The organism is Streptomyces sp. NPDC050508 (assembly GCF_040655155.1).
Lineage (GTDB): Bacteria > Actinomycetota > Actinomycetes > Streptomycetales > Streptomycetaceae > Streptomyces.
Genome location: NZ_JBFAJJ010000004.1, coordinates 281,125 through 295,688, shown reverse-complemented (window position 1 = coordinate 295,688; position 14,564 = coordinate 281,125). Strand labels below are relative to the sequence as shown.

9 protein-coding genes are annotated in these 14,564 nt (G+C 69.0%); 6 read left to right on the top strand and 3 right to left on the bottom strand.

From position 1 onward, the window contains the following. Positions 1 to 78: 78 nt before the first annotated feature. The 3 genes from AB0I69_RS13710 to AB0I69_RS13700 all read right to left on the bottom strand — a co-directional run bounded on the left by AB0I69_RS13710 (position 79) and on the right by AB0I69_RS13700 (position 5,339). The gene (locus AB0I69_RS13710) at positions 79 to 3,138 is read right to left on the bottom strand and encodes a glycoside hydrolase family 38 C-terminal domain-containing protein (protein ID WP_363095809.1); all 3,060 of its coding nucleotides are present in this window, start codon (positions 3,136 to 3,138) and stop codon (positions 79 to 81) included. 102 nt (positions 3,139 to 3,240) lie between these two features. Then, positions 3,241 to 4,578 (bottom strand): 6-phospho-beta-glucosidase, encoded by a 1,338-nt coding sequence (locus AB0I69_RS13705; protein WP_363095808.1) that lies wholly within the window; start codon positions 4,576 to 4,578, stop codon positions 3,241 to 3,243. Then, on the bottom strand, positions 4,575 to 5,339 hold the full coding sequence (locus tag AB0I69_RS13700) for a DeoR/GlpR family DNA-binding transcription regulator (protein WP_019058991.1): 765 nt from the start codon (positions 5,337 to 5,339) through the stop codon (positions 4,575 to 4,577). The genes AB0I69_RS13705 and AB0I69_RS13700 overlap by 4 nt, the downstream gene beginning before the upstream one ends. A 150-nt stretch (positions 5,340 to 5,489) precedes the next feature. Between AB0I69_RS13700 and AB0I69_RS13695 the strand changes: the two genes are divergently transcribed. From AB0I69_RS13695 to AB0I69_RS13670, 6 genes are all read left to right on the top strand, one after another. After that, a complete protein-coding gene (locus AB0I69_RS13695; RefSeq protein ID WP_363095807.1) occupies positions 5,490 to 6,503 on the top strand; it encodes a carbohydrate kinase family protein in 1,014 nt (337 codons plus the stop codon). 98 nt (positions 6,504 to 6,601) lie between these two features. Next, positions 6,602 to 7,888 (top strand): extracellular solute-binding protein, encoded by a 1,287-nt coding sequence (locus tag AB0I69_RS13690; protein WP_363095806.1) that lies wholly within the window; start codon positions 6,602 to 6,604, stop codon positions 7,886 to 7,888. Continuing rightward, positions 7,888 to 8,847, top strand: coding sequence for a sugar ABC transporter permease (locus tag AB0I69_RS13685; RefSeq protein ID WP_363095805.1), 960 nt, complete (start codon positions 7,888 to 7,890; stop codon positions 8,845 to 8,847). Before AB0I69_RS13690 ends, AB0I69_RS13685 begins: the two co-directional genes overlap by 1 nt. Positions 8,848 to 8,860: 13 nt before the next feature. Continuing rightward, positions 8,861 to 9,724, top strand: a complete 864-nt coding sequence (locus tag AB0I69_RS13680; protein WP_363095804.1) for a carbohydrate ABC transporter permease — start codon at positions 8,861 to 8,863, stop codon at positions 9,722 to 9,724. Further along, entirely contained in the window at positions 9,724 to 12,645 is a 2,922-nt protein-coding gene (locus AB0I69_RS13675; RefSeq protein ID WP_363095803.1) for a glycoside hydrolase family 2 TIM barrel-domain containing protein, read from the top strand. Before AB0I69_RS13680 ends, AB0I69_RS13675 begins: the two co-directional genes overlap by 1 nt. A gap of 52 nt (positions 12,646 to 12,697) precedes the next feature. After that, positions 12,698 to 14,539, top strand: coding sequence for a LamG-like jellyroll fold domain-containing protein (locus tag AB0I69_RS13670; RefSeq protein WP_363095802.1), 1,842 nt, complete (start codon positions 12,698 to 12,700; stop codon positions 14,537 to 14,539). Positions 14,540 to 14,564: the final 25 nt, after the last annotated feature.

Sequence of the window (14,564 nt, the reverse complement as noted above, 5' to 3'; positions counted from 1 at the left end):
CTTACGTACAAGGTCAGTTGGGGGATGAAGAGGGCGGGCCCCGGCGCGCGATCGCCAGGGCCCGCCCCTCCGGGTGTGCTACTGGCCTGCGTCCGCCCGCTTCAGACGGAGCGTCAGGATCTGGAAGGGCCGCAGGGCGACGGCGACCGAGTCGCCGTCGACGGAGACCTCTTCCTCAAGCGGTCGCTCCAGCAGGTCGGTGATCCGGGCGCCCGCGAGGGGGAAGCCCGTGCTCAGTACGCCCTGGGCCCGGCCGCCGCTCGACTCGTAGAGGCGGACCACGACATCGCCGGACTCGTCGTCGGCGAGCTTGACCGCCTCGACGGTGATGCCGTCGCCGTCGACGGAGACGACCGGTTCCGGGGCGCCGCCCGAATCGGCCACGCGCAGCGGGAGGTTGAGGGCGTAGCCCTCGGCGACCGCGTCCTCGATGCTCGCGCCGGGCAGCAGTGAGTAGGTGAGGCGGTGCTTGCCCTGGTCGGCGCCCGGGTCGGGGATGCGCGGGGCGCGCACCAGGCTCAGGCGGACCGTGGTCGTCGTACCGCCGTCCTCGCGGACCGTGCGGGAGACGTCGTGGCCGTACGTCGAGTCGTTGATGACGGCGACGCCGTAGCCGGGCTCGGCGAGGTGTACCCAGCGGTGGCCGGAGACCTCGAAACGGGCCGCCTCCCAGCTGGTGTTGGTGTGCGTGGGCCGCTGGATGTGGCCGAACTGGATCTCGGCGGAGGAGTGCGCGGCCCGGATGTCCACCGGGAAGCCGGCCTTGAGGAACTTCTCGGCCTCGTGCCAGTCGATGTCGGTCTCGAAGTCGATCCGGGGGCTGCCCGCGCGGACGGTGATCGTCTGCACGATCTTCGAGCCCTTGCCGAAGGACCGCTCCACACGGATCGCGCCGAGCAGCGGGTCCTGCTCGACGACGGTGATGGAGTCGGCGTCCAGGAGGTCGGTGAAGCGGTTCTTGTAGTGCTTGTCGACGTCCCAGGCGTCCCAGTAGTTCGGGAGGTCGGTGTGCAGGCGCAGCAGGTTGCCCTGGTCCGCGAGGACTTCACGGCCGCCGTGGCGCAGGTCGCGTACGGAGGCGAGGGTGCCGTCGTCGGCGAGTTCGACGCGGACGATGCCGTTGTCGAGGACGCGGTCGGTGACGGTCACCGCCTGCGGGACGTACTCGGCGGCCAGCGGGGCGCTGCCGTTCGCGGGGACCGTCGCGTACATCGGCACGCCGGTCGCCGTGCGGATGACCTCGGCGCGGTCGTAGGGGCTGGTGTTGAAGACGCGGGTCCCGCTGCCGCCGAGCGCGGCCACGGCCGCCGCGGTCAGCTCCTCCAACTCCGTTGCCACGCGGGCGTATTCGGCCTCGGCCTCGCGGTGCACCCAGGCGATCGAGGAGCCCGGCAGGATGTCGTGGAACTGGTGCAGCAGCACCGTCTTCCACAGCTTGTCGAGCTTCTCGTACGGGTACGCGTAGCCCGGTGCGTGCAGCGCGGCCGTGGTCGCCCACAACTCGGCCTCGCGCAGCTTGTGTTCGCTGCGGCGGTTGCCCTGCTTGGTGCGGGCCTGGGAGGTGTAGGTGGCGCGGTGGAGTTCGAGGTACAGCTCGCCGACCCAGACGGGGGCGTCGGGGTACTCGGCGCGGGCCTTGGCGAAGAACTCGTCGGGGTGCTCGACGACGACCTTCGGTGAGCCCTCCAAGTCGGCGAGCCTGCGCGCCCGTTCCATGATCTCGCGGGTCGGGCCGCCACCGCCGTCGCCCCAGCCGAAGGGGGCCAGGGAGCGGGTGGCGTTGCCCTTCTCCTGGTAGTTGCGGACCGCGCGGGACATCTCCTCGCCGCTGAAGCGGGCGTTGTAGGTGTCGACCGGCGGGAAGTGGGTGAAGATGCGGGTGCCGTCGATGCCCTCCCACCAGAAGGTGTGGTGGGGGAACTTGTTGGTCTGGTTCCAGGAGATCTTCTGGGTGAGGAACCACTCGTTGCCGGCGAGCTTGGCGAGCTGCGGGTAGGCCGCGTTGTAGCCGAAGGAGTCGGGCAGCCAGACGCCCTTGGTCTCGACGCCGAAGTGTTCGATGAAGAACCGCTTGCCGTGGACGAGTTGGCGGGCGATGGCCTCGCCGCCGGGCAGGTTGCCGTCGGACTCGACCCACATGCCGCCGACCGGCGCCCACTGGCCGCGCTTCACGGACTCCTGGATCCGGGCCCACACCTGCGGGTAGTTGTCGCGCACCCACTCGTACTGCTGGGCCTGCGAACAGGCGAAGATGAAGTCCTCGTACTCGTCGGCGAGCGACGTCACGTTCGAGAAGGTTCGGGACGTCTTGCGCTTGGTCTCGCGGATCGGCCACAGCCACGCGGAGTCGATGTGCGCGTGCCCGACACCGGAGACGATGTGCGCGCTGGCGTTGGCGGGCTTGGACAGCACCGGCTTCAGCGCGGCCCGTACGTCGGCGGCCGTACCGGCGACGTCGTCGAGGTCGAGCAGGTCCAGGGCACGGTCGAGCGCGTGCATGATCTCGTGGCGGCGCGGGTCGTGCTCGCCCAGTTCCAGCATCAGTTCGCGCAGCACCTGGACGTCCAGGTCGAGGTGGAAGACCTCCTCGTCGAGGACGGCGAGGTCGGCACGGCGGAATGTATACAGTGGACGGTCGCCCGCCGTCAGTACATCACCGAGGGGTGTGGGCTCCGCGAAGTCGTTGGCCAGGATGTCGGGGTTGGAGGCCGCCTCGACCAGGTAGTCGATCTCCTCGCCGCCCGCGGCCGGGTTGGCGATCGCCACGTACTGGTTGAGCGGGTTGACCGCCTTGAGCGGAGTCCCGTCCGTGAGGTGGACCAGGGCCTCGGCCTGGTTGCCCGGCCAGTCCCCCACGAAGCCGAGGTCGATGACGGCCTCGACGCGCTTCCCGGCCCACTCCTCCGGTACCTGCCCGTGCATCCGGAACCAGGTGGTGCCCCAGGGCGGGCCCCACGGGGTGTCCATCGCGAACGGCTTGTACGGCGCCGCCGCGGCCTCCTCGAAGGGGACCGGCTCACCGGGGGCCTGCCAGGCCTCGACCGTGAAGGGCGCGGTGGCCGCGTAGATCGCGGGCTTGATGCGCTGGTTGTGGGCGCGCTCGACGCGCTCCTCGATCCGGCGGCGTTCGTCGTGCATGGGAGGTCTCCAGGGAACCAGGGAGCTGCTGAGAACTTGGGGAGCTGTCGAGAAACTCGGTGAGTCGCCGAAAGCTCGGGGAAAGCGCTTACCGAAGGGGGCCTACTTAAGGTACGCCAGGCCCGGGTGGACCTCGGTGTAGCCCTCGACCAACCGGCGTGCGACGTTCACGGAGTCGACCAGCGGGTGCAGCGCGAAGGCCTTCACCGCCGTCGTACGGGAGCCGTTCTCGGCCGCCGCGAGGACCTCGCGCTCGACGCCCTTGACCGCGCAGACCAGGCCGGTGGCGTGGTCCGGCAGCGGGTCGACGGCGACGGGGTGGGCACCGTTGGCGTCGACCAGGCACGGGACCTCGATGACGGCGTCCGCGTCGAGGACGGACAGGGCGCCTTGGTTGCGGACGTTGAGGATGAGGGTGGTGCGTTCGTCGCGGGCGATGGCCCGCATCAGGGCGAGGGCGACCTTCTCGTACCCGCCGGAGAGGTCGTCGGCGTCGCGTTCGCCGGCGCCGGCCGTCTCGCGGTTCTCCGCCATGTAGGTCGCCTCGCGCTCGGCGCGGGTGCGGTCCCAGGCGGTCAGCGCGGCCGTGTCGGGACGCTTCATCTCGTCGTAGAACTGGGCCTGTTGGTCGCGGAGGAAGGCGCCGCGGGTCTTCTCGACCTCGCTGTAGGCGCGGACCGTCTCGCGGTTGAAGTAGTAGTAGTGCAGGTACTCGTTCGGGATCGCGCCCAGCGACTGGAGCCAGTCGGTGCCGAAGAGCTTGCCCTCCTCGAAGGAGCCGAGCAGGTCCGGGTCGGCGAGCAGGCGCGGGAGTTCGTCGCGGCCGGCGACGCGCAGGCCGCGCACCCAGCCGAGGTGGTTGAGGCCGACGTAGTCGATGAAGGCCTCGCGCGGGTTGGCGCCGAGCACCGTGGCGATACGGCGGCCGAGGCCGACCGGGGAGTCGCAGATGCCGATGACGCGGTCACCGAGGTGGCGGGACATGGCCTCGGTGACCAGGCCCGCCGGGTTGGTGAAGTTGATGACCCAGGCGTCGGGGGCGAGGCGGGCCACGCGCTGGGCGATGTCGACGGCGACCGGCACGGTTCGTAGGCCATAGGCAATACCGCCGGCGCCGACCGTCTCCTGGCCGAGGACGCCCTGCGCGAGCGCCACCCGCTCGTCGTTGGCGCGGCCCTCCAGGCCGCCGACGCGGATCGCGGAGAAGATGAAGTCGGCTCCGCGCAGGGCCTCGTCGAGGTCCGTGGTGGCGGTGACCGTGGGGGCGTCGGGCACGGTGGCGGCCTGTTCGGCCAGTACACGGGCGACCGCATACAGTCGACTGTCGTCGAGGTCGTGCAGCACCACCTCGGTGACCCGGCCCTCGCCGCGGTCCGTCAGGAGCGCCCCGTACACCAGCGGCACCCGGAACCCGCCGCCGCCCAGAATCGTCAGCTTCACGCTTTCACCTTTCCTGCCACGACGACCTCGACGCCCGCTTCCTCCAGGGAGGAACGGGTCACCGGGTCGACCGGGGCGTTCGTCACCACCGCGTCCAGGTCCTCGGGACCGCACACCTTCGCCATCCCCGTCCCCGGGAACTTCTGCGCGTCGGCGAGCAGGACGACCTTGTCGGCGGCCTTGATCATGGCCCGTTTCACCGGCACCTCGACGACCGTCGTGTCCATCACCTGGCCGCCGGGCCGCACTCCGCTGGTGCCGAGGAAGAGCCAGTCGGCGTGCAGCTGGCGCAGGTTGTCCTCGGTGAGGAAGCCCACCAGGGAGCGGTACTCGCGCCGGACCATGCCGCCGAGCAGCACCAGTTCGATGCCCTCGTCGTCGGCCAGCTCCTCGTAGACCACGAGGTTGCTGGTGATCACGGTGAGCCGGCGGCCGTGCAGCTGGCGGGCCAGCCGGTAGGCGGTGGTGCCGATGTCGAGGAGGACCGACTGGCCGTCCGCGACCATGGCGGCGGCGCGCGCGGCTATCGCGTCCTTCTCGGCCACCCGCACCTCGGCGACCTCGGCGAAGGGCTGGTCGCCCTCGTCGGCCACGGCACCGCCGTGGACACGCGTGAGCAGTCCGTCCTCCTCCAGTTTGAGCAGATCACGCCGGATCGTGGCGGGGCTCACACCCAGCTGCTCGGAGAGATCGGTCACGGCCGCGGGGCCCCCGGAGCGCAGGGCCCGCAGGATGAGTTGATGTCGTCGTTCTGCCAGCACGCCGCGAACACTACTCGTCATCTTCAATCATTTCTATGCTCAGTTCTGCTTGGGTATTGACCAATCTCGTCGAGCAGCGCACGATTCCGGTCACCGAAATGAAGAGTTTTGACGAACTCTCCAGCGACGTGCCGACGAGAGGATGCGCGCGTGGACGACCCCCGGCCCGATGTGCTGCTGACCGGGCTGCTCTTCTACGACCTCGTCCTCACGGGTCTGGGGCAGCCGCCGACGCCCGGCGAGGAGATCTGGACGGCCGGCATGGGCTGCGGCCCCGGCGGCATCGCCAACCTCGCGGTCGCCGCGTCCCGCTTCGGCCTGAGGACCTCCCTGGCCACGGTCTTCGGCGACGACTTCTACGGCGCGTACTGCCACGAGGTCCTCGCCGGCCAGGAGGGCGTCGACCTCTCCCTGTCCCGCACCGCGAACGGCTGGCACACCCCCGTCACCGTCTCGCTCGCCCACGGAAACGACCGGGCGCTGGTCACCCACGGCCAGGAACCGCCGTACTCGCAGGACGTGCTGATGGGCGACCCGCCCGAGGCGCGGACGGCGCTGGTGCACCTGGAGGCCGAGCCTCGCGGGTGGCTCGCCAAGGCGTCCGCGAACGGCACGCAGATCTACGCCGACGTCGGCTGGGACCCCACCGAGCAGTGGTCCCGTGACCTGCTCGACCAGCTCGCCCTGTGCCACGCCTTCCTCCCGAACGAGGCCGAGGCGATGGCCTACACCCGTACCGACAGCGCGGTCGCGGCGCTCGGCATCCTCACCGAACTGGTGCCGGTCGCGGTGATCACACGGGGCGGGGACGGGGCGATCGCCGTCGACCAGACGACCGGCGAGTACGCGGAGGTCCCGGCCCTGGCCGTCGACGTCCTGGACGCTACGGGTGCCGGTGACGTGTTCGGCGCGAGCTTCGTCGCGGCCTCGCTCGGCGGCTGGCCGCTGGAGGAACGGCTGCGGTTCGCGGTGCTCGCGGCCGGGCTGTCCGTCCAGCACCACGGCGGCGCGCTGGCGGCGCCCGGCTGGTACGGCGTCGACCGTTGGCTGCATACAGTCCGCGATCCGGAACTGCGGCGTGCATACAACTTCCTGGCCGACAGGATCCCGGCGGACCCCGGTCCTCCCGTCGCGTACGCGCCCGTCACTCCCCCCGCACGGTAGTAGCCCCCACCTCTCAAGTCCCTTATGAATCCCCCCACTTGAGTCCCTCGTATGCACGACCCGAACAGATCGAACAGATCCGAAAGGCGGTGGGAGCTGTGCGGCTCTCACGAAGAGGCCTGCTCCGTGCGGGCCTGGCCGGTACGGCCGCCACGGCGCTCGGCGGCCTGACGTCCGGCTGCGCCGTGCCGACCGGTTCCACCGGCCGGAACATGGTCCTGTGGTACTGGGACGGCGGCCTCGGCGACACGGTCGTCAAGAACGCCAAGGCGCGTTACGACAGTACGGTCGACCTCCAGGCGATCAAGATCGGCGGCTACTACCGGTCCAAGCTGATCACCACGATGGCCGGCCGGGCCCACATCCCCGACATCGCCGGCCTCAAGGGCGAGGACATGGCGTCCTATCTGCCCAACGCCGACCAGTTCGTGGACCTCAGGACACTCGGCGCGGACAAGTACAAGAGCCAGTACCTGACGTGGAAGTGGGAGCAGGGCATCGCCGACGACGGCACGATGGTCGGCTTCCCCATCGACTGCGGTCCGGTGGCCCACTTCTACCAGTACGCCGTGTTCCGCAAGGCCGGGTTGCCGTACGAACCCGCCGACGTGTCACGGGAGTTGAACACCTGGGAGAAGTTCTTCGCGGCGGGCGAGCAGCTCAAGAAGCGCGTCCCCGGGGCGTCTCTGGTCACCGACGTCAACAGCATCTTCGAGAACGTGGTGAACCAGGGCTCCAAACGGTACGTCGACAAGGACCGCCACTTCATCGGCGACCAGGAACACGTGCGCAATGCCTGGGCGTTGGCGGTGGAGGCCAAGCGGCGCAAGATCGTCTCCGACCTGGTCAGCGGCACACCGGACCAGCTCTCGGCCGTGCAGGACGGCAAGTTGCCCAGTCAGCTGGGTGCTTCCTGGGCCACCAGTGACCTCAAGACCGGCGTGCCGAAGACCAAGGGCAGATGGCGGGTCGCCGACATGCCGGTGCGGCCGGCCAACAACGGCGGCTCGTTCCTGTCGATCACCAAGGCGTGCCGCGAGCCCGAGCAGGCCTTCCGGATCATCACCTGGATGATGAACGCGGCCAACCAGGCCCAAGGCTTCGTCGACGCGGGCCTGTTCCCCTCCACCCCTGCCTCGTACGACCTGAAGACAGTGCGTGTGCCGGACCCGTTCTTCGGCGGCCAGGACACGATGGACATCTTTGGACCGGCCGCGCAGAAGATCACGGTCGCCTACAACAGCCCGTTCGACATCGCGCTCGGGCAGCCCCTCAAGGACGAGATCAAGAACGTCGGTGTCCTCGGCAAGGACCCCAAGAAGGCCTGGAGTGACGCCATGAGCAAGTGCCGGCGCATCGCGGACCACCTGGGGGTGAGCTACTGATGGCCACCGCACTGGACAAGCCCCCGGCCGCCGTGGGCAGTTCGTCCGCCTCCTCGCAGCCCAAGAGCGGGTTCCGCAAGTACTGGCATCTGTATGCCGCGATCTCCCCGTTCTATCTGCTGTTCCTCTGCTTCGGGTTGATCCCCGTCGGGTTCTCGTTCTACCTCTCCCTCCACCGCTGGGACGGCCTCGGCTCGATGGAGTGGGCGGGTCTGTCGCAGTACAAGTACCTGCTGAGCGACACCGACTTCTGGAACTCGATCGGCAACACCCTGATCATCTGGGCGCTGGCGACGTTCCCCATGATCTTCCTCGCGATGATCACGGCCGTGATGCTCAACTCGGCGGTCCGCTTCAAGAACGTGTATCGCTTCGCCTACTTCCTCCCGAACGTCACCTCGGTGGTGGCGATCGCGATCGTCTTCGGCTCGGTGTTCTCCACCAACTTCGGCCTCGTGAACGCCCTGTTGCAGGCGGTGGGCATCGACCAGATCGCCTGGCTGAACACCCCGTGGGGCATCAAGATCGCTATCGCCACGCTGATGACGTGGCAGTGGACCGGCTACAACGCGATCATCTTCCTCGCCGGTCTGCAGACCATCCCGAGCGAGGTGTACGAGGCGGCCCGGATGGACGGCGCTGGACCGGTCCAAACCTTCTTCCGGATCACGCTGCCGATGATGCGGCCGGTGCTGCTCTTCGTCCTCGTCATCTCGACGGTCACCGGTCTGCAGAGCTTCTCCGAACCACAGGTGCTGCTTCAGAACACCTCGAACGACTCGACGTTCGCGGGCGGTCCGGGCCACTCCGGCCAGACGATGGTCCTGTACTTCTTCCAACAGACCTTCGACAACAACGACTTCGGTTACGGCGCCGCCGTGGCCTGGGGCATCTTCCTCGTCGTCATCATCTTCTCCATCGTCAACTGGCGCCTGGTGCAGCGCCGGGGCGAAGACTAGGGAGCCGGTCACCATGGCATTCTTCCAAGGCACACGGCGACCGAAGGCGATCCGGGGCACCCGGAGCCGCGGCGTCGCCCTCCATGTCTCCCTGATCCTGGGCGTGTTGCTCTCGGCCTTCCCGTTCTACTGGGCCGTGATCATGTCGACGCACACCTCGTCGGAGATCTTCTCCTACCCGCCGAAGCTGCTGCCGGGCACGCACTTCCTGGAGAACGTGCGCAGCCTCTTCGACAACATCGACTTCTTCGGCTCGATGTTCAACTCGGTACTCGTGGCCGGGTCGGTGACCTTCCTGGTCCTGTTCTTCGACTCGCTGGCCGCGTTCGTCTTCGCCAAGTTCCACTTCCCGGGCAAGAACGTGCTGTTCGCGCTGCTGATGGTCATCTTCATGGTGCCGGCGCAGCTCGCGGCCATCCCGCAGTTCGTGATCATGGCGAAGCTCGGCTGGATCGGCTCGATGACCGCGCTGATCGTGCCGGCGGCGGCCAACGCGTTCGGCATCTTCTGGATGCGCCAGTACATGAAGAGCGCGATCCACGACGAACTCCTCGACGCCTCCCGCATCGACGGCGCGAGCTTCCTGCGCCAGTACTGGCACGTAGCCCTCCCGGTGGTCCGGCCGGGCCTCGCCTTCCTCGGCATCTTCACCTTCATGGGCCAGTGGAACGACTACGCCTGGCCCCTGATCGCCCTCACCAACCCGAACAACGTCACCCTCCAGGTGGCCCTGTCCCAGCTCAACGGCACCCACGGCACCACCGACTACGGAATGGTCATGACCGGCGCGCTCCTCGCCCTCGTCCCTCTGCTGATCGTGTTCGCGGTCGGCGCCAAGCAGATCATCGGCGACCTCGGCAAGGGAGCCATCCGCTGATGACCGACCCGCTGCTCGCGCTCCGCCCCTGGGAGTCACCCGAGGTGACCTCCTGGGGGCGGTTGCCCATGTCCGCCGTCGACCGTCGCGCGGGTGCCCTCTCCCTCGACGGCGACTGGCGCTTCCAGCTGCTGCCGGCGCCCGACGCACCTTTGGCGGAGGCCTGGTCGTCGTCGTACGTGCCCGGTGTATGGACCATGCAGGATACGGACGACCTTCCGCAGTACACGAACGTCCGTATGCCGTATGCAGAATTCCCTCCACTGTCGCCGGTCGACAATCCGACGGGTGTCTACGAGCGTGAGGTGGACGTCCCGGCCGACTGGGCCGGGCGGCGGATCGTGCTCCAGGTCGGGGCCGCCGAGAGCGTGCTGCTCGTGCACGTGGACGGGCGGCCCGTCGGCATCTCCAAGGACTCCCACCTGGCCGCCGAGTTCGACCTCTCGGAGGTCGTACGCCCCGGCGAGCGGGCCACCGTACGGCTGACCGTGGTCAAGTGGTCGGACTCCTCGCACATCGAGGACCAGGACCAGTGGTGGCACGGGGGCATCACGCGCTCGGTGCTGCTGTACGCGACCGATCCGCTGTATCTCGCGGACGTGACCGTGCGGGCGCGCTACGACGGCGATCTGCGGGTCGACTGCCGGGTGCGGGACACGGGCGGCGCACTGCCCGCCGGGTGGTACGTCAGCGGCGCTCTCGACGGTCAACTCCTCACCCAGGACGAGGAGTTCGACCGGTTCAACACCGAGGACGACCGGGTCTCCGACTTCCTCGGCGAGGCCCGCATGCGCGCCACGGTCCCCGAGGTCCGCACCTGGAACGCCGAGACGCCCGAGCTGTACGGCCTGACGGTCCGGCTGCACCGCGCCGACGGAACGGTCGCCGACTCGTCGTACCGGCGCATCGGATTCCGTGACGTGGAGATCGTCGGGCGGGACCTGCTCGTCAACGGCGAGCGCGTGTTCATCCGGGGCGTCAACCGGCACGACTTCCATCCGCTGACCGGCCGCACGGTGTCGTACGACGACATGCGCGCGGACCTCGTGCTGCTCAAGCGGTTCGGCTTCAACGCGATCCGCACCTCGCACTACCCGAACGACCCGGCGCTCTACGACCTCGCCGACGAGCTGGGCTTCTACGTCGTCGACGAGGCCGACATCGAGTCGCACGACCACGCCCACGAGATCGCGGACGACCCGCGCTATCTGAACGCGTTCGTGGACCGGGTGTCGCGGATGGTGCTGCGGGACAAGAACCACCCCTCGGTGATCATCTGGTCGCTCGGCAACGAGTCCGACTACGGCGCGAACCACGACGCGGCGGCCGGCTGGGTCCGGCGCCACGACCCGACTAGACCGGTCCAATACGAGGGCGCGGCCAAGCGCGGCTGGGCCGACCCGGGCCTCGCCTCGGACATCGCGTGTCCGATGTACGCGTCGCTGGAGGACTGTGTCGCCCATGCGCTGTCCGGTGAGCAGACAAAGCCGTTGATCCAGTGCGAGTACTCCCATGCGATGGGCAACAGCAACGGAACCCTCGCGGACCACTGGGCTGCCATCGAGTCAACCCCGGGTCTTCAGGGCGGCTTCATCTGGGAGTTCTGGGACCACGGAATCCTGCAGCGTGTGAGCGACGGAAGACCCACCGGCCGCGCGGGCGCCGGACTGTATGACAACGGTGTCGCCGCGCCCGGTCACCGCTGGGCGTACGGCGGTGACTTCGGCGAGTCGATCCACGACGGCGCGTTCATCGCGGACGGTGTGGTGTTTCCCGACCGTACGCCCAAGCCGGTGATGTTCGAGCACCGGGAGATCGCGGCGCCGGTGCGCATCGAGTGCTTCCGGCACGAGGGCATCGTCCTCGGCAACCACCAGCACTTCCGCGGCCTCGAATGGCTGTCCGGTACTTGGGAGTTGGCCCTCGCGGACGGCCGCACGCTGACCGCTCCGGCCGAACTGCCCGCCCTGTGCCCGGGTGAGACGGTGGCCGTACCGCTGCCGTTCGAGCTGCCGGAGGACGGCGGCGAGGCCTGGCTGACGCTGCGGGTGACGACGGCCGAGGACGAGGCGTGGGCACCGCGCGGCACGGACGTGTGCGCGCCCCAGGTACGGCTGCGGGCGGCAACTCCCGTGACACCGCCGGTGGTTGGCGGTGGCCGGGTCGAGGTCGACGGTGAGGGCCTGCTGCGCCACCCGCTGTTGACGGTCGCCCCGACGCTGTCCCTGTGGCGGGCGCCCACCGACAACGACGAGTTGGGCGGCATGGCGGCGCGCTGGCGGACCTGGGGGCTCGACTCGCTGGTCCGCAAGGTCGTTTCAGTACGGTGTGACGGTGACCGGGTGACGACGGTCGCCGAGTACGCCGGGGCCCCGGGTGTGGTCCGGCACTGTCAGGTGTTCACGCCGGTCGAGGGCGGGGTCCGGGTCGAGGAGTCGGCGGAGTTGCCCGAGGAGTTCGACGACGTGGCCCGGGTGGGCACCGTGTTCGAGACGGTGCCGGGGCTCGATCTGCTGGAGTGGTTCGGCCGGGGTCCCTGGGAGTCGTACCCCGACCGCAGCACGGGCGCGCCCGTGGGCCACCACTCGGTCCCCGTCGACGAGTTGTTCACTCCGTACCTGCGGCCGCAGGAGAGCGGCGGCCGGCACGGGGTACGGCGGTTCACGCTGTCGGCACCGGACGCCACCGGTCTCGCGGTCGATCTCGACGAGCCCCGCCAGGTCTCGGTGACCCGCCATCGTGCCGCGGACCTGACCGCCGTACGGCATCACGACGAACTGGTGCCGCGCGCTTCCTGCGTGGTGCAACTCGACGCGGCTCACCGGGGGTTGGGCACGGCTTCGTGCGGGCCCGACACGTCACCGAAGTATCTCGTCACACCGGGTGTCCATCGCTGGAGCTGGACCCTGCGCGTTCTCTGAACTCCCCAGTTCTCAGCAGCTTTCACGAGCACTCACCCTGTACGGAGCACACGTGTGCACTTCGCATGAGCACGACTATGAGCACGATCAGTGCGAGACGGCCCAGGCCGGCGCCGGACGGCGCAGTTTCCTCCGCGCGACGGCCCTGCTCGGCGCCGCCGCAACGGCCGGCGTCGCGCTGCCGACCACCGCTGAAGCGGCCCCGGCGACGGCGAGTTGGCGGCCCGACACCGACAGTCGGCGCTTCACGTTCGCCGTGATGCCGGACACCCAGTACCTCTTCGACGGGCCGAGCATCGACAAGGCGCCGATCGAGGCCTCGCTGCGCTATCTCCTGGAGCACGGCAAGGACGAGAACATCGTCTTCCTGTCCCACCTGGGCGACCTGACGCAGAACGGGGCCAAGCCCGAATTCGCGGCGATCGGGGAGGCGTTCGGGCTGCTGGACCGGCGGGGTGTCGGCTACAGCGTGCTGGCGGGCAACCACGACATCAAGTCGTCGACGGACGACCAGCGCGGCTCGTCGCCCTACCTGGACACATTCGGCCCGCAGCATTTCACGTCCAAGTCCACGTTCGGCGGCGCTTCTTGGGACGGCTACAACACGTATCACGTGTTCAAGGCGGCCGGGCGGGAGTGGCTTGTGCTGGCGCTGGACTGGCGGCTGTCGGCGAAGGGCTACGCCTGGGCGAAGGACGTCATCGCGCGGCATCCGAAGACGCCGGTCATCCTCACCACGCACGAACTGGTCGTGGACGACGACACGTTGTCGGACTACGGGCAGCAGTTGTGGGACCAGCTGATCGCGGACCACGACCAGATCTTCCTGACCCTGAACGGCCACTACTGGCCGGCTCGCCGGGCGACGCGCAAGAACGCGGCCGGCAACGACGTGCACCTGCATCTGACGAACTATCAGAACCGCTACTTCGGCGGCGCGGCGATGATCCGCCTCTACCACTTCGACCTGGACCGCGATGTCATCGACGTGGAGACGGTGTCGCCGTGGATCCTGGGCCGGGCCGCGAAGGGCCTCAACGAGCTGGAGCGGCAGGAGATCGAACTCAGCGGCGACGCCGACCGGTTCTCCGTCGACATCGACTTCAAGGACCGCTTCGCGGGCTTCGACCCGGTGCCGGTCCGCGCGGCGCGCCCCGCGTCGAGGATGCTGCTCCCGGGCACGGCGGCCTACTGGCGTTTCGAGTCACCCGTCTCCGGCACCGTCCGTGACCTGTCCGGCCGCGGCAACGACCTCACCGTGGTCTCCGTGAACGGCGGCACCCTCGGCTGGTCGGCCGACCACCACCCGGACCAACCGGGCCACGGCAGCCTGGAGTTCACGGGCTACAAGTCCCCGCTGAAGGGCGCCTACCTGCGGACCGTCGACGGTGCGCCGCTCAACTCGGCGACGTTCAGGGACGGTTACACCATCGAGGCGTTCTACTGGCTGCCCGCCGACTGGAACGCCTCGCACAACGCCTGGGCCGGTCTGGTCAGCCGTACCGGCCGCAACGGCTCCGTCGGCACGGTGACGGACGACCCCGACGAGCCGCTCGCCACCCTGTCCCTGTCCGACGGGCCGGGCCCGCAGTGGGCCGTACACCCCCTGAACCAGCAGCAGTTGGCCACCAACTGGGGTGACGAGACCGACCCCGAGATCTGGTGGCACCTCGCCGTCGTCAACGACGGACGGCACACCACAATGTACGTCCAGGGCTGCCCCGTGGCCCGCAACCCGCACGCCCCCGCGATCGGCATCGCATCCTCCGGACAGCCGTGGCTGCTCGGCGGATACGAGTACGCGGACAAGATCGACCAGATCCTGCACGGCCGCCTCGGCGACGTCCGGATCGTCTCCCGGGCGCTGCCCGTCTCCTCATTCATGACCCACTGAGTTCATGAGCCACTGACAGCCCTGC

Excerpts from the sequence above, each read along its gene's own strand:
- AB0I69_RS13675 (WP_363095803.1), top strand. The coding sequence starts at position 9,724 with ATGACCGACCCGCTGCTCGCGCTCCGCCCCTGGGAGTCACCCGAGGTG.
- AB0I69_RS13710 (WP_363095809.1), bottom strand. The coding sequence starts at position 3,138 with ATGCACGACGAACGCCGCCGGATCGAGGAGCGCGTCGAGCGCGCCCAC.
- AB0I69_RS13680 (WP_363095804.1), top strand. The coding sequence starts at position 8,861 with ATGGCATTCTTCCAAGGCACACGGCGACCGAAGGCGATCCGGGGCACC.
- AB0I69_RS13685 (WP_363095805.1), top strand. The coding sequence starts at position 7,888 with ATGGCCACCGCACTGGACAAGCCCCCGGCCGCCGTGGGCAGTTCGTCC.